The organism is Mesorhizobium sp. A623, from assembly GCF_054489405.1.
In genome coordinates, this window is sequence record NZ_JBTMXB010000010.1 from 158,656 (window position 1) to 172,788 (window position 14,133).

At 61.4% G+C, this 14,133-nt stretch carries 14 protein-coding genes and 4 pseudogenes; 5 read left to right on the forward strand and 13 right to left on the reverse strand.

What is annotated here, in order from left to right; translation table 11 throughout:
• Positions 1–5 precede the first annotated feature (5 nt).
• Positions 6–128, reverse strand: a pseudogene (locus ACX3P1_RS12915) (acetyl-CoA C-acyltransferase); the annotation flags it as partial.
• A gap of 18 nt (positions 129–146) precedes the next feature.
• Between ACX3P1_RS12915 and ACX3P1_RS12920 the strand changes: the two are divergent.
• A pseudogene (locus ACX3P1_RS12920) lies at positions 147–374 on the forward strand (DDE-type integrase/transposase/recombinase); the annotation flags it as partial.
• Positions 375–476: 102 nt separating this feature from the next.
• Here the strand turns inward: ACX3P1_RS12920 and ACX3P1_RS12925 are convergent.
• The 9 genes from ACX3P1_RS12925 to ACX3P1_RS12965 form a co-directional block, all read right to left on the reverse strand.
• Positions 477–1,799 carry an aspartate aminotransferase family protein gene (locus tag ACX3P1_RS12925; protein ID WP_459079976.1) on the reverse strand — a complete coding sequence of 441 codons (1,323 nt, stop codon included), beginning with the start codon at positions 1,797–1,799 and terminating at the stop codon, positions 477–479.
• Between the two features lie 18 nt (positions 1,800–1,817).
• Positions 1,818–2,486, reverse strand: a complete 669-nt coding sequence (locus tag ACX3P1_RS12930) for a cysteine hydrolase family protein (protein ID WP_459079977.1) — start codon at positions 2,484–2,486, stop codon at positions 1,818–1,820.
• On the reverse strand, positions 2,483–3,511 hold the full coding sequence (locus ACX3P1_RS12935; protein WP_459079978.1) for a branched-chain amino acid ABC transporter permease: 1,029 nt from the start codon (positions 3,509–3,511) through the stop codon (positions 2,483–2,485). The genes ACX3P1_RS12930 and ACX3P1_RS12935 overlap by 4 nt, the downstream gene beginning before the upstream one ends.
• Positions 3,512–3,518: 7 nt before the next feature.
• Positions 3,519–4,409, reverse strand: a complete 891-nt coding sequence (locus ACX3P1_RS12940; RefSeq protein WP_459079979.1) for a branched-chain amino acid ABC transporter permease — start codon at positions 4,407–4,409, stop codon at positions 3,519–3,521.
• A gap of 4 nt (positions 4,410–4,413) precedes the next feature.
• Positions 4,414–5,121 carry an ABC transporter ATP-binding protein gene (locus ACX3P1_RS12945; RefSeq protein WP_459079980.1) on the reverse strand — a complete coding sequence of 236 codons (708 nt, stop codon included), beginning with the start codon at positions 5,119–5,121 and terminating at the stop codon, positions 4,414–4,416.
• A complete protein-coding gene (locus tag ACX3P1_RS12950) occupies positions 5,114–5,848 on the reverse strand; it encodes an ABC transporter ATP-binding protein (RefSeq protein WP_459079981.1) in 735 nt (244 codons plus the stop codon). Before ACX3P1_RS12950 ends, ACX3P1_RS12945 begins: the two co-directional genes overlap by 8 nt.
• A gap of 50 nt (positions 5,849–5,898) precedes the next feature.
• Positions 5,899–7,071 (reverse strand): ABC transporter substrate-binding protein, encoded by a 1,173-nt coding sequence (locus ACX3P1_RS12955; protein ID WP_459079982.1) that lies wholly within the window; start codon positions 7,069–7,071, stop codon positions 5,899–5,901.
• A gap of 139 nt (positions 7,072–7,210) precedes the next feature.
• Complete coding sequence (locus tag ACX3P1_RS12960) at positions 7,211–7,858, reverse strand: cysteine hydrolase family protein (RefSeq protein WP_459079983.1); 648 nt, start codon at positions 7,856–7,858, stop codon at positions 7,211–7,213.
• Positions 7,848–8,621 (reverse strand): N-formylglutamate amidohydrolase, encoded by a 774-nt coding sequence (locus tag ACX3P1_RS12965; RefSeq protein ID WP_459079984.1) that lies wholly within the window; start codon positions 8,619–8,621, stop codon positions 7,848–7,850. The genes ACX3P1_RS12960 and ACX3P1_RS12965 overlap by 11 nt, the downstream gene beginning before the upstream one ends.
• Before the next feature lie 196 nt (positions 8,622–8,817).
• On the opposite strand from ACX3P1_RS12965, the gene ACX3P1_RS12970 reads away from it, so the two are divergent.
• Together ACX3P1_RS12970 and ACX3P1_RS12975 are read left to right on the forward strand one after the other, a co-directional pair.
• Positions 8,818–9,699: a MurR/RpiR family transcriptional regulator gene (locus ACX3P1_RS12970; protein ID WP_459079985.1), complete on the forward strand. Its 882-nt coding sequence runs from the start codon at positions 8,818–8,820 to the stop codon at positions 9,697–9,699.
• Complete coding sequence (locus tag ACX3P1_RS12975; RefSeq protein ID WP_459079986.1) at positions 9,689–11,002, forward strand: glutamine synthetase family protein; 1,314 nt, start codon at positions 9,689–9,691, stop codon at positions 11,000–11,002. Before ACX3P1_RS12970 ends, ACX3P1_RS12975 begins: the two co-directional genes overlap by 11 nt.
• Positions 11,003–11,036: 34 nt before the next feature.
• Here ACX3P1_RS12975 and ACX3P1_RS12980 read toward each other — a convergent pair.
• Positions 11,037–11,180 (reverse strand): annotated as a pseudogene (locus tag ACX3P1_RS12980) (SMC-Scp complex subunit ScpB); the annotation flags it as partial.
• Between the two features lie 222 nt (positions 11,181–11,402).
• Between ACX3P1_RS12980 and ACX3P1_RS12985 the strand changes: the two are divergent.
• Positions 11,403–11,492: pseudogene (locus ACX3P1_RS12985) on the forward strand (IS6 family transposase); the annotation flags it as partial.
• A gap of 186 nt (positions 11,493–11,678) precedes the next feature.
• The gene (locus ACX3P1_RS12990; RefSeq protein ID WP_459079987.1) at positions 11,679–12,116 is read left to right on the forward strand and encodes a hypothetical protein; all 438 of its coding nucleotides are present in this window, start codon (positions 11,679–11,681) and stop codon (positions 12,114–12,116) included.
• Between the two features lie 24 nt (positions 12,117–12,140).
• Here ACX3P1_RS12990 and ACX3P1_RS12995 read toward each other — a convergent pair whose 3' ends face one another.
• A complete protein-coding gene (locus ACX3P1_RS12995; RefSeq protein ID WP_459079988.1) occupies positions 12,141–12,866 on the reverse strand; it encodes a LytR/AlgR family response regulator transcription factor in 726 nt (241 codons plus the stop codon).
• Positions 12,854–14,002, reverse strand: coding sequence for a sensor histidine kinase (locus tag ACX3P1_RS13000; protein WP_459079989.1), 1,149 nt, complete (start codon positions 14,000–14,002; stop codon positions 12,854–12,856). Before ACX3P1_RS13000 ends, ACX3P1_RS12995 begins: the two co-directional genes overlap by 13 nt.
• Positions 14,003–14,133: the final 131 nt, after the last annotated feature.

Here is a 14,133-nt window from a genome sequence, read left to right on the forward strand (position 1 = left end):
CCATTTCAGACGATCTCGAACAGTCCTGCCGCGCCCATACCGTCGCCAATGCACATGGTGACGACGGCATATTTGACGCCGCAACGCTTGCCTTCGATCATAGCGTGACCATCCAGCCGTGCGCCGCTCGGTCGCGGCAATCGCTGAAGCTGATTTGCATCCGCCGGAGCCAGTACCTCAATAACCGGATCGAGCAGGATCATCGGCGCATCAAGCGGCGGGTCCATCCGATGCTGGGTTTCAAGGCGTTCGTGGCAGCAACCGCTACTCTGGCTGGCATCGAGATGGTTCAGATGATGCGAAAGCGGCAAGGCCGATTAGCCTACAATCCCGCCCCATCGCTGAAAGAACAGTTCGAGGCGATCGCCGCCTGAAACCCGTCAAGTGATCGGCCTTGCTGCCGTTATCAAAAAGTTTGCAACACAACCTCTGCCAAGCTGAAGCCCAGACATAGCGTTGCCGCCTGTCGGCGCACGTCACCAACCTTGATATGCTTCCAATAGTGCCGGGTCGACACGGCCTGCCTCGACGTCGGAAAGCGATTGGTCGAGCAGATCGAGCCCGGCCGATGCCTCTTTTTTCGTCAGCGTCAGGGCCGGTGTGAACTCAAGCACGTTGGAACTCACGCCGACGTAGTAGACGACAAGGCCAAGTTCGAACATGCGGTAGGCTGCTAATGCTGTCTCGCGCTTTGCCGGCGCCATGCTCATGCGATCGGTGACCAGTTCGACGCCGATGGCGAGCCCGCGCCCGCGCACATCGCCGATCAGGCTGTGTTTCTGCTTGAGCCGCTCAAGGCCTTGCATCATGTGAGAGCCGACCGCGGCCGCGTTGGCGGCGAGGCTTTCGCGCTCAATCGTATCCAGGACGGCAAGGGCGGCCGCGCAACAAACCGGGTTTCCATGCACCGTCTGGAAGGAGAACGCGGCGGCATGGTTCATGATCGCCGCCGGGCCGACCGCCGCTGATACAGGCAATCCGCCGCCCAGCCCTTTGCCGAACACGACAATGTCGGGCTCGATGCCGAAATGCTGGTAGCTGTGCAGACGGCCGGTGCGCCCCAATCCGACTTTCACTTCATCCGCCACCAGCAGGATGCCGTGCTTCCGGCACAAGGCTTCAACCTTTCGGAAATAGTTCGCAGGAGGCACCACCATTCCGCCATCCGATTGAATCGGTTCGATGAACAGGGCAGCGACTTCGCGAGGCGGGACCGGACCGGCGAACAGATTTTCGAGGTGCGCGATCGCTCTTTCTTCGGCTTCGTCCCCGCCACCGTCGCGATAGGCGTTAGGGAAAGGGATCAATGTCAGCCCCTTAGACCTGACATCTCCCTGTTGTGCCGGATGGCCGGAAATTGCCATGGAACCGGCGGTTCCCCCGTGGTAGGCGCCGTCGAAAGAGATGATGCGCGATCTGCCGGTCGCAGCGACCACGGCACGCGCCACCGTCTCGTTGGCATCTGACCCGGAATGCCCGAACCAGACACGCCCGGCCGCACGCCCAGGTACAAGCGACAGCAATTTTTCGGCAAGCTCGACGGCGGGAAGATTGGCGCTCGACAGATGGCTGGCGCCGGCCTGGCTTTCTAGCGCCTTGCCGACGGCCTCCCGGACTGCCGGATGGGAGTGGCCGAGGCTGGCCGCTCCCCAGGATGCTGAAAAATCAAGCAGCTTGCGGCCGTCGTCGGTGAACAGGTAGGCACCCTCGCCGCCAACTACGGCCTGGGGAAAGAAGCGCAGGAAAGACATTTTGGAGATCGAAGCGGCGTCGCGCTCGTAAAGACCCGCAACGCTCATTTTCGACCTCCGTGAGCTTCAGGCGAACAAGCCGTCGACTTCATCCAGTTGCACGACGTGGCAGTAGATCATGTTGATGACCTCGATTTCATGCTGGTGCAGTTCCATCGTCGCTGCCGCCGCGCAATCCTCCACCAGGACCACGCCAAAGCTTTCGTCGGCAAGGCTGCGAATGGTCGAGGAAACACACTGGTCGGTGAAGATGCCGGCGCAGATGACGTCTTTTATGCCCATATTTCGCAGGATCAGCCGCAGATTGGTGCCGGTCAGCGCGCTGTCGGTGGTCTTGATGATGTTGATCTCGTCGCCCAGCGGCGCAAGTTCCGGGACGATCTGGCCATCGGCTCGATCTTTCGGCAGCAGCAGATAGTTGAAGCCCGGCTTCTTCTGGCTGAGCGAACGGTCGCGGCCGTCATCCTTGTGACAGCCGATGCGCGCATAGATCACCTCGACGCCACGCTTGCGGCAGTCGGCGATCAGCTTGGCGGTATTGGGAATGACCGTCTGGCGCATGCGGTCGTAGAAGGGCTGCCAGCGCGCGGTTTCCTCGGGCGTGTCCTTGGGCTCGAGATAGGTGTTCTGGATGTCGATCACCAGCAGGGCCGTAGCGCTCGGATCGAGGTCCAGATCGTCGGGCTCTTCGGCATTGGCGTAGTAGAAGGACCTGTTGGCAGTCTTCCAGTTCATGATGGATTCTCCGCCTTGGTCTTCTTGCGCGTCAGCAAGGCGCCGATTTCGCGCGTTGGGAACAGGCCGCCTGGGCGGAGCGAAAGCACTGCGATCATGGCCAGCGCCAATACGATCTCGGTGAGGCCGATGACCGGGCCAGGCATGAACTTGGCGTCGTTGAGCACAATCTCGAACCCACGCAGGCTTTCATAGGCGATGGTGACGATGAAGGTGCCGACGACAGCCCCCGTCACCGTGTTGGCGCCGCCGATCACCAGCATGCTGAGGATGAGGAAAGTCTCCTTCAGGTAGAAGGATTTTGGCGAGAAGGAGGTGATGAAGTGCCCCCACAGCGCGCCGCCGATGCCGGCAAACAGGGCGGCCAGAATGAAGGCGCGCCAGCGCAGCCGGGGAATATGCGCACCGAGAGCAGCGGCCGCCGTCTCGTCGTCACGGCTTGCCCGCAACAACCGCCCGGTGCGCGATTCCTTGAATGCCAGCGCGCCGATGACCGCGAGGATGGCGACCCCCGCCGACAGCGGCAGGTCGGTGGCGCGCGGCAGGCCAAACAGCGTGCGCGGCCCGTTGGTCACCTGACTCCAATGCGTCATGACCGTGTAGAGCACGACCAGCAGCGCAAACGAGGTGATGACCGCCGCCGCATCGGAAAGGCGCATCAGCGGATAGGACAGCACGGCGGCAACAAGCGCCGCCATCAGTCCGCCGGCCGCGATCGCTACATAGGGAGAAAGTTCGACGCCCTGCAGGACGGGGTAGATATCGGGCAGCGCCATGCCCTTCATCTGCGCCGGGATGGTCAGCACGGCCGACGTATAGGCGCCGACGCCCATGAAGCCGATATGCGCGAAGGACAGGATGCCGGAATTGCCCATGAACACCTGCAGCCCGATCACCAGTACCAGCGAGATGCACAGATTGGTGGCGATGCGGTCGTAGAGCCGGATGCCCAGGAATTGCGCCAGCAGCGCCAGCAGGACGATCATTCCCGCCAGGATGACTGCGGTGAGAAGATGCTTTTTCATCGGGCCCTCACGTTCTCTGGCCCGTTGCCGGACCTTTTATGAGGCCGTCCGGCCGCCACAACAGGATCAAAATGACGAGGCTGAAGGTGAAAGCGTCGCGGAATTTCAGCAGTTCCTGCGCCAGGGTGTAGTTCAGCGTCGTGTCAATCAGGGCAAGCAGGAAGCCGCCGATCACCGCGCCCGTCATCGAGCGCATGCCGCCAATCACGGTGGCGATGAAGGCGACCAGCAGCGGCTCCAGCCCGATGCCGGGAACGACAGTGCCTATGCGCCCGATCCACAGCAGGCCGACGACGCCGGCCAGAAAGCCGCTGATCGCGAAGGCCGATGAGATAATCAGGTTCGCCGGCACACCGAGCATGCGGGCCATGGTGAAGTTGGTGGCGGCGGCGCGCATGGCGATGCCGAGCACGGTTTTCCGCATCAGCAGGGCGAACAGGCCCAGCATGACAAACGCCGTAACGATGGTGATCAGGTTTCGGATCGGCGTGATGGCGCCGAAGATGGTCACCGTCTGCGAGAATATGTCCGGAAGCGGCACCGCGCGCGGGCGCGGCGAGATGAACAGCAGCGCTGCATTCTGAAGCAGCGTGGAGAAGGCGAAGGACGTGATCAGCACGGCGGTGACCGACTTGGCGCGCACCGGGCGGAACGCGACATAGTCGGTAGCGATGCCGGCCAGCACCGCCATCAACACGGCAACAGCGGCCATCACCAGCCAGGGCAGGCCGGAGCCACCCATCAGGAACATGGCATAGCCGGTGACCATGATGAGTTCGCCATAGGCGAAGTTCACCAGCTTGAGGATGCCGTAGACGATGACCAACCCTAGCGCCATCAGCGCATAGGCGCCTCCGAGGCTGAGCACGTCGATGAGGAACTGGACGGTGAAGGTCACGCTCTCATTCCCCTAGATACAGTGCGCCGAGATCGGTGGTCGCAGCGATCTCTTTCGCGCTACCGCTTGCGGCGATCTTGCCGAGACGCATCACATAGGCCCGGTCGGCGACCGACAGCGCCTTGGACGCATTCTGCTCGACCAGAACGATGGTCAGGCCCGATTGCTTGAGCGTCCGTATCATTTCGAAAATCTGCTCGACAACCACCGGCGCGAGGCCCAGCGAAGGCTCGTCGAGCAACAGCACCTTCGGCCGGGACATCATCGCGCGGGCGATGACCAGCATCTGCTGCTCGCCCCCGGAAAGCGTTCCCGCCGGCTGCGAAGCCCGCTCGGCCAGCCTTGGAAAAAGGTCCAGCATGCGTGTCCGGTCTTCGGCGACGCCGGCCGTGTCCTTGCGGCGGACATAGCTGCCGAGCGTCAGGTTTTCCTCGACCGTGAGATCGGGAAACACGTCGCGCGTCTCGGGCACCGTGGCAACGCCGGCGCGCACCATCTTTTCGGGATTGGCGGACGTCATATCCTGGCCTTCCAGCCGGATGGAGCCTCCAAAAACCTTCAGCGCACCGGCAACGCACATCAATGTCGATGATTTGCCGGCACCATTGGCGCCGAGGATTGCAACAAGCTCACCCTCGGCTGCCTTGAACGACACGCCGCGCACGGCGCGGATCGCGCCATAGCGGACTTCGAGATCGTTGACCTCAAGCATGGGCGGCCTCCGAGCCGAGATAGGCTTCGATCACCGCCGGGTTCTTGCGCACCTCGTCGGCCTTGCCTTCGGCGATGGTGCGACCGGAAGCCAACACATGAAGCCGGTTGCACAGCCGCATCATCAGGCTCATGTCGTGATCGATGATGAGCAGCCCGAGGCCACGGGCGCGGGGCAGTTCCGAAAGGATATGCAGCAGCGTCTCGGACTCCGCCTCGTTCATGCCGGCCGCCGGTTCATCGAGCAGCAGGAAGGCCGGATCGGCGGCGAGCGCCCTGGCGATTTCGACGCGGCGCTTGTCGCCATAGCTGAGGCTTGCCGCGAGATCGTCGGCCTTGTGTTCCAGCGAGAATTCCGCCAGCAGCGTTTCGGCCCTGCGGCGCGCCTCGCGCAGGCCGATGCCGTGCGCCAGTGCGGCGCATTCCACGTTCTCGACGATCGTCATGTTGTTGAACAGGCGCACGATCTGGAACGAGCGGTTGATGCCCTTGAGCGCGATGCGGCGCGGCGGCAGGCCCGAAATCTGTTCGTCGCCCAGCGTCACCCGCCCGCCGGCGAGCGGCACCTGGCCGGTAATGGCGTTGATCAGGGTCGTCTTGCCGGAACCGTTGGGCCCGATGAGCCCGACGATTTCAGCCGGGTACAGCGACAGCGACACATTGTCGAGCGCGCGCAGTCCGGAGAACTCGACCGAGACGCCGGCCGCGTTAAGCGATTTTTGGGACATGGACCGATCCATTGAAGGATGCCGGGGCGCGAGGCCCCGGCATCTGAAGGTCAGGGAGCCGGAACGCTCTCCGGACGACGCCAGCCGACGAAGCTGGGCTTGCCGCCCTTGAGTTCGATCAGCACGGCGGCCTTGTCGGGCGCGTGGCCTTCTTCGGCCGTGCCGTAGTTCAGATCGCCGGTCAGGAGCTTGAACTCGCCGTCTTCCAGCGCCTTGGCGACCGCATCGCCGTCGGTGCTGCCGGCGGCCGTGATCGCCTGCGCCATCATCATGATCGTATCCCAGCCGGTCGAGACGAAGGACGTATCAGGCGCCTCGCCATGCAGCTTGGTGTAGAGTTCGATGAATTTCGGCATGTCGGGATGCGCTTCCGGGCCCATCCAGGTGTGCGTGACGAAGAAGACGTTGTTGCCGAATTTTTCGCCAAGCGCCTCATGCATTGCCGGGTCGTCATAGGCGTCGCCGCCCATCACCGGCGCGTCGTAGCCGACTTCACGCAAGGCGCGGATGATCGCACCGATGTCCTGGCCGTAGGACGACAGGAAGATCACGTCCGGCTTCTTGCCGAGCGCCTGCAAGCGCGCGATCTGGGCCGAGAAGTTGTTGTCGCCGTTGGTGTAGGTATCCTCAAGCAGGATCTCGCCGCCATCCGCCTTGAACTGCGCGACGAAATATTTTGACAGCGACTTGGTGTAGGCGATGAACTGGTCTGTGACGACATAGGCCGTCTTCCAGCCCTTTTCCTTGAGCGCGAAATCGGCGGCTACCGCGCCCATCGTCGTGTTCCACATGGAAAGCGTGAACTGCTTGTCGCCGAGCGACCACGAAGAGTAGAGCGGATCGGAGGCGCAGGTGGAGATGCCGACGATGCCGGCCGACTGTGCTTCGCGGCTGGCGGGCCCGCCAAAGTCGAAGTCGCACGGCGCCATGATGAGCTGCGCGCCCTTGTCGATCAGCTCGACGGCGACGTTGCCGACCGTGACCGGGTCCGACTTGCCGTCGATGTTGATCAGCTCGACCTGCTTGCCGAGGATGCCGCCATTGTCGTTGAGGTATTTGACCGCGACTTCAGCGCCCTTCAGTGCCGGCGTGTCGAGCGGTGCCTGCACGCCGGTCAGCGACATGGCGCCGCCGATGATGATCTTGTCGTCTGCCGCATGAGCGGCCGACGCGAGCAGCAGCAAGCCTGCCGCCGCGCCAAGGATGGCTTTCGTTGTTCTCATGATACTCACTCCCCTTCTCGTTCGTTATCGTAGAACAATGGATGCTGCCGTTCCAAACCTCGACGGAGTGTCCGTCCTTAAAGCTGGCAGCGACGCTTTTATTCCCCCTTTGAAGCCAATCCTCTCCCGGATTTGGCGTTCAGGATATCTCTTCTATCAAGACGGCGGTATCGACCTGTCGGCAATAGCCCTTGATGGTTCTCAACGAGTTGTCGTGGCGTTCGTCGCTGTAGGTGGCGCAGGCATCGGGAACCAAGGTCACCAGATAGCCGAGGTCGCAGGCGTCGCGCACCGCGGATTCGACGCACTGGTCGGTCACGATGCCCGAAATCACCAATTGCTTGACGCCCAGATTCCTCAAGAGATAGTCGAGATGGGTCGATATGAAAACGCTGGACGAGCTTTTCGGCAGCACGATCTCGTCGTCGCCCGGTGCAAGCTCGTCGATGACCTTGCCGTCATGCGAGCCCTTCGGCACGTTGAAGCCGGTGATCTTGTAGTCGAGGCTGCGGTCGCGGCCATCCTTGGTCAGGCTCTCTATGGTGGTGTAGAGCACTTCGATGCCGGCACCGCGAAAAGCTGCCTGAAGCTTCTGCATGTTGGGAATGGCGGTTTGCTCGAGACGGTTGAAATAGTAGGCGTATTTGCCTTCCATCTCCGCCTCGGAAACATCCTTGAATTCGCCGCCGTCGCGCCTGGCGGCGAAATTCTGGACGTCGATGAACAGCAACGCAGACGTCTTCGGGTCCAGCGGAATCTCGCGTGAGGTCGGGAAATCAATTGCCACTGTGGCGGCCTTTCTCATTCGGCGTCACGGTCAGCAGCGCATCCGACACAAGCCGCGCCCAGTTTTCCTGCCCCTTTGGCCGGGCGATCTGATCGTTGCGTATTTCGAGGAGGAGGTGTGGAATCCCACGCGCTTCCCCGTGAACCGGAACCACATAATCCGACTGGTCGTCAACGCTATAGGGCCGGTTGTGAGCAATAGATATGTCGGGATTGGCGGCCACGAAGGCCGTCATGAATTTCTCGGCGAAGCTGCGGTCCCTGTTCGACAGTAGCCCGATCAGCCATGGCCGATCGATGCCCGCCATGCGCGGCGTGAAGCTGTGCACGGAAATCACGACCATCGGCTTTCCCGCATCCCTGCGCTCGTCCAGAAAGTTTCCGACCGCGCGATGGAAGGGCTGGTGGATTTCGAAAAAGCGCTGCTTGCGCGCAGTCTCGGAGAGCTGGCGATTGGCCGGGATGGGCGTCCCGTCGCTGATCTCGGGAAAACAATCCTCAGCTTCGAAAGGCCGATTGCAATCGACAACAAGCCGGCTGTAGGGCTGCAAAAACAGGGGTGCATTGAGAAGCGCCGACATGGCGCGCGCGAGATTTTCGGCGCCGATGTCATAGGCGATGTGGCGATCCATTTCCGCGGCATTGATGCCGAGGTCGCCCAGGCATCGGGGTATGGCGCGTCCGGCATGTTCGCAGGTCAGCACGAAGGGCGATGCACCCGACAGGTTGACGGCCTCGACCGGCGCCATTTCGGCGCCGCTCAACAAAGGGCTGTCTTGCTGTAGTGTCTGCAACATCGCCTCAGCTTCACGGCTTGCGCCCGCTTTGTCCACAGCCTCGAATGGATGAAATATTTCAACCAAAGTCAATTACATGTTTCAGTTTGACCAATAATTTTCATTGTGGGAGTAATGCGGGCTCCAGCGTATCCGAAGCGCAAACCCTCGATTGACATCGCCGATGACCGTCCGCGCCACGATAATTGAGATGATGGCCCTGTTCACCGCCAGCGAGCGGAAGATCGCCAATGCGATCCTTGCGGATTATCCGTTCGCCGGCTTGCATACGATACAGGAACTGGCCGGCCGAACCGGCGTCAGCGCGCCATCGATCACCCGCTTCGTCGCCAAGGCCGGCTTTGGCGGCTATCATGATTTCCAGCGCCAATTGATCGGCGAGTTGAAGGAAAGCCAGCTTTCCCCGCTCGATCTGAAGAGCGACGCAGGCCAGACGGCGCCGGAGGGGTTTCTGGCCGAATATGCCGGCCGGCTCGGCCAGATTTTGCAGGAGATGGCCCAGAACGGCCCATCAGGGCAGTTCGACGCGGTCTGCAGGCTGTTGGCGGACCCGACGCGCAACATCTTCATCCTTGGCGGGCGCATCAGCGACAGCCTGGCGACCTATCTTTCGGTGCATTTGCGCCAGATCCGCGGCCGGGTCGAGCATCTGCCCAGCGCGCACGAACTCTGGCCGGAATATGTGCTGCGCATGCGCAAGCAGGACGTGGTCGTGCTGTTCGATTTCCGTCGCTATCAACCCGACATCGCCATGCTGGCCGAAACCATCCACCAGAAGCGGAAATCCTCGATCATCCTGATCACCGACAAATGGATGTCGCCGGTCGCCCGTGACAGCGACATCGTCGTCGCCTTGCCCATCGTCTCCGGCACGGCTTGGGATACGGCGGTCTGCGTGCTCGCCCTTATGGAGGCCCTCATCGTGAAGGTCTCTGAAGCAGACTGGACCGCCACGCGCGAACGTATTGAAGCCTGGGACGCCGTGCGGCTGAATTCGCCCGGTGCCGGGCCGGAAAAAGGGAGTTCGAAGCTCGATGAAGCGTGAAGAAATGGTGGTCGCCTGCACCAGCGACCTTGCTGGCAAAGTCCGGGGCAAGGCATTTCCCGCATCGCAGTTCGACAAGCGACTTTCACGCGGCATCGGCTGGACGCCGACCAATGTTCAGATCACTTGTTTCGACTCCATCGCCGAGAGCCCGTTCGGCTCGCTTGGCGACCTGACGCTGATCCCCGACCCGGCGGCACGCGTTCGCGTCGAGTTCGGGGATGACGGGCCGGTCGAACACTTCGCCATCGGCAACATCCTGCACACCGACGGCAGGCCCTGGGAATATTGCACGCGCTCTATCCTGAGCGCTGCGTTGCAGAGGCTTGAGCGGGTCACCGGGCTGACCCTGTTCGGGGCGTTCGAGCATGAGTTCCAGTTCAAGAACCGCCCGAGCCCGCCGGGCGATGCGTTTTCGCTGGCCGGATTTCGTTCCGAGCGCATTTTTGCCGAGGCGTTGATCGCAGCGATGCGCCAGGCGGGCGTCGCGCCCGATACCTTCATGAAAGAATTCGGCACGGGCCAGTACGAGGTCACGATGGGTCCGCAGCGCGGCGTCACCATCGCCGACCATTCGCTTATCACCCGCGAAATGGTGCTTTCCGTCGCCGACCGCCTCGACCATACGGTCACCTTCACGCCGATCCGCGATCCGGCAGGCGTCGGCAATGGCGTGCATATCCATATGAGCTTTCTGTCGGCCGACGGGACGCCAGCTACCTACGACCCCGCCGGCAGGCACGAACTGTCGAAACCGGCCGGGCAGTTCGTTGCCGGTATCCTGAAATATCTCGACTCGATCGTGGCGATCACCGCGCCAAGCGTGGTGTCTTATCTGCGGCTGACGCCGAACCGCTGGAGTGCGGCGTTCAACAATCTTGGCTACCGCGACCGCGAGGCATCCGTGCGCATCTGCCCGGTGTCCGATCTCAGCGATATTGCCAAGGCGTCGCAGTTCAATTTCGAATTCCGCGCGGCGGACGCAACCGCAAGCCCCTATCTGCAACTGGCTGCACTCGTTCATGCCGGGGTGCAGGGCATCGAGGAGGGGTTGGAGCCGCCGGACGCGACGCAAGACGACCTATCGCTGCTCGATGCCGAGGCTCTATCTGCGCGCGATTATGTCCGCCTACCACAGACGCTTGGAAGCGCGCTGGAACGGTTCGAAGCGAACGATGTTGTGAAAAGCTGGCTTCCGCAGGGGTTCTCCGAAACCTACGTCAAGCACAAGAAGGGTGAAATCGCCTTCCTTGAAGGAAAAACGCAGGAGGAAATCCTCGCCGCCTATGAAGGCGTTTACTAAAGGTATTGGTATCGACCAAAGCTTTGATGACAGCGCTGCAGTGGAAGCCATGAATGACGCGCTTGAGCAGGTCGCACGTGACGGGTTCGGGCGAGGCGAAGATGACGGCCTCGACGCGCGTCATCCATTCGCGCCAGCGCAGTTCAGGCGGCAATCCGTCGAGTTCGGTATCCAACAGGACAGCCCTTTCGCGGGGGTCTTCTCTATTCGGCGTGTTGAGGTCAAGCGCTTTCGGGCTTTCCGCTCGGCTGGTGATTAACGTCTTTCGCGGGCCCTAGCTTCTCTTCGGGATCGACTCTTTGGCCCTCCCATTATGGGATCAGTAGAATGAGGCGGCCCAATCTGTTGCGCGTCCTGATCGCGATGGTGCGACCGATACAAGAACCCAAGCGAACTCACCTCGGCTTTTCGCAATCTGTTCGTCCCGCCCCGTTCAAAACGCTCTGCTCTCGCCATCCACATTCACCGCCTGCAGGCGATGGCGGAATAAGTACTTGCTTGAATTGGGCGCCACCGGGATCGGTGCAATCATTTTCAGATAACGTGACAACACCCGCTTCAATTGTAGAGAGAGCAGCATTGCCGTCGAGGGTCGTTGTTACAGTAACGTACTCCAATCGGCAGTTCAGAGTGGGATTGTGCCATCGGTGCCTATCATCGGGATCGGGAAGAAGCCATGCATGCCATCAACGCTTTCATCGACCGGACCATCAAGTGGTTTCTGATCCTGTTCGGGCTGGTCACATGCGCGACGCTGCCGCTTGCGTTCGACATCGGTGCGATCACGTCACTCCTCGGCGGCTTCGTCGATTACACACCCTCCAGCGTACCGGTCCTGCGGCATTGGGGTCTCATGGTATTTTGCATCGGCGCCATGATGGTTGTCGCCGCGTTCCGTCCATGGCTGCGCTTCGAGACGATGCTGTTCAGCGCTGTCGAAAAGAGCCTTGTCGTCTATCTTTTTCTCACCAATCTCGGTGAGCCGTGGATAATGGGCTACCTTCCGGCCTTTCTCGCCGACGCGACGATTGTCACCTACAGTATCGTCTACTTCATAAGCGAGCGGGGCAGGCCCAGGCGATGGACGGCGGCAGGCGGCGCGCCTACGGCATAGCCTTCCTTTTGAAGCGCGTTTCGGTCAATGGGAGGGAAGGTGGCGCAGCAGACGCCGGGTGGGCGTGCGCCCCAGCACGACCGGCTCCAGCTTGCTGCCGAACGACACGACCGAGCGGCCGCCATCATGGGCGGCAACATTCTCCACATGATCGAGGTTGAAAAGGAGCGAGCGGCTGACCCGCACGAATGGCGGCTCGGCAAGTTCGGCCTCGAAGCCGCGGAGCAGGCGGCATACGAAATGATTGTGGCCGTTGGCCATCAGGATGCGGGTGAAATCACCCTCGGCCATCAGCAGCGCGATCTTGTCGACGGGCACGATAGCCGAACGGCCGGGCAGCCTGATGTGGACGCGTTGCGGTTGATCCGGATGGACTGAACGATCCCGGCCTGCCTGCTCTTGAAACCGCCGTATTCGCTCCAGGGTGACCGATAGCCGGTCTTCATCGACCGGCTTCAGGAGGTAGTCGAGCGCGGCGACATCGAATGCCTGCGGCGCGTAGCCACTGTGCCCCGTGACGAAGACGATGGCCGGCCCCGGTTCTATCTGGTCCAAAAGGTCGAAGCCGCGCCCGTCGCCAAGCTCGACATCCAGAAAGATGGCGTCCGGCTTGAGTGCGTTGGCCAGTTGGCACGCGGCGGCGATCGAATCCGCTTCGCCGACGATCTCGGTGTCCGCGTTCATGTTTATGATCCGCTTCAGGCCACGGCGTGCGCGCGGTTCATCATCGACCAGCATCAGGCGTAACATGCGTTCCCCCATAGCGTCAGTCTTACAACCACCTCTTCCCCTGCCCGGTTGATGGTCAGCCTGTGGCGGTCGGGATAATGCAGTTCCAATCGGCGGCGGGTATTGGCAAGACCGACTGCCGGCCGGTCCCGACTGTGCCACTTCAACTGACCGGAGTTGCGGATTTCCACCGCAAGTTGCGTACCGCGTCGTTCGGCTGAAACCGTGATGGCAAGATGCCCGTTGGCGGTGGCGAGGCCATGTTTGACCGCGTTCTCGACAAGCGGCTGCAAGACAAGATGGGGAACCCAAGCTTCCTCGATATTCGGGTCTACATCAAACTTATAATCCAGCCGGCTTTCGAACCTCAGTTCCTGGATGCGTAAATAATTGTGCATCGCTTCCAATTCCTCGGCCAGGGAGCACAATCGCTGGTCATGATGAGCGAGAGAGTAGCGCAAATAGGCTGCCACGCGCTTTGTCATTTCAAGCGCTATATCGGGTGATTCCGGAATCTCCATCGCCACGATATTCAGGGCGTTGAACAGGAAATGCGAATCCAGTTGCGAACGCAGCCGGTTCAATTCGGCGTTGAGGGCAGCTTCTCGCGCCTTGCCACGTTGGAACCGCGCAGTGCGCGCATCTCCTTCGGCGTTGATCCATAGATAGGCAAGCGACCATCCCATGAACACCAGCGCATAATAGACGGCAGGGACGACAAGCTTGCTGGAAACCAGGTTGGGATCGTTCTGCGGCAGCATCGCCGTCTTGATAGCATCGGCAACCAGCATCTGGCCCAGTCCGGCAAGAACCGACAACACCAGCGCAACCGCGACGACCATCAGGGTTACACCGCGCCTGATGCGGTCCCGGAAGACCGAGTGGGCCATGGCGGTCAACGAAAACCCGATGGGTTCGAGAACAGCCGTCAGCATCAGGGCAAGCGGCAGATCTTCGAAGGCGATGATTCGGCTGACGAAGCCGAACACCGCACCGAAAAGCCAGCCGGCGGTTTGCGCCCGCCAGAACGAACCCAATGTTCGTTCCAGGCTCATATTGGGGAGGGCCACAGGTTCGCGCGTTGAAATCTGGGCACGTGTGTTGCGGACAGTGACCGGATGCGACCCTTGCTGTTCGGGATCGGCAACGACGCTCATTGTACCCCCCCCTGGCGCGGCAGCCGCTCCAACCGCCACTTCATCGACTTAATCGACCCTCTGGTCGAACAGGATATGTCGGCACACCGTCCGCCGTGCCACCTTGTGGACGCGACTGTACGGCAACGCCT

What these genes read in the sequence shown, in the direction of transcription:
- ACX3P1_RS12975 (WP_459079986.1), top strand. Translation starts at nt 9,689, where the DNA reads ATGAAGCGTGAAGAAATGGTGGTCGCCTGCACCAGCGACCTTGCTGGC.
- ACX3P1_RS12995 (WP_459079988.1), bottom strand. Translation starts at nt 12,866, where the DNA reads ATGTTACGCCTGATGCTGGTCGATGATGAACCGCGCGCACGCCGTGGC.
- ACX3P1_RS12970 (WP_459079985.1), top strand. Translation starts at nt 8,818, where the DNA reads ATGACCGTCCGCGCCACGATAATTGAGATGATGGCCCTGTTCACCGCC.
- ACX3P1_RS12930 (WP_459079977.1), bottom strand. Translation starts at nt 2,486, where the DNA reads ATGAACTGGAAGACTGCCAACAGGTCCTTCTACTACGCCAATGCCGAA.
- ACX3P1_RS12990 (WP_459079987.1), top strand. Translation starts at nt 11,679, where the DNA reads ATGCATGCCATCAACGCTTTCATCGACCGGACCATCAAGTGGTTTCTG.
- ACX3P1_RS12935 (WP_459079978.1), bottom strand. Translation starts at nt 3,511, where the DNA reads ATGAAAAAGCATCTTCTCACCGCAGTCATCCTGGCGGGAATGATCGTC.
- ACX3P1_RS13000 (WP_459079989.1), bottom strand. Translation starts at nt 14,002, where the DNA reads ATGAGCGTCGTTGCCGATCCCGAACAGCAAGGGTCGCATCCGGTCACT.
- ACX3P1_RS12925 (WP_459079976.1), bottom strand. Translation starts at nt 1,799, where the DNA reads ATGAGCGTTGCGGGTCTTTACGAGCGCGACGCCGCTTCGATCTCCAAA.
- ACX3P1_RS12955 (WP_459079982.1), bottom strand. Translation starts at nt 7,071, where the DNA reads ATGAGAACAACGAAAGCCATCCTTGGCGCGGCGGCAGGCTTGCTGCTG.
- ACX3P1_RS12950 (WP_459079981.1), bottom strand. Translation starts at nt 5,848, where the DNA reads ATGTCCCAAAAATCGCTTAACGCGGCCGGCGTCTCGGTCGAGTTCTCC.
- ACX3P1_RS12945 (WP_459079980.1), bottom strand. Translation starts at nt 5,121, where the DNA reads ATGCTTGAGGTCAACGATCTCGAAGTCCGCTATGGCGCGATCCGCGCC.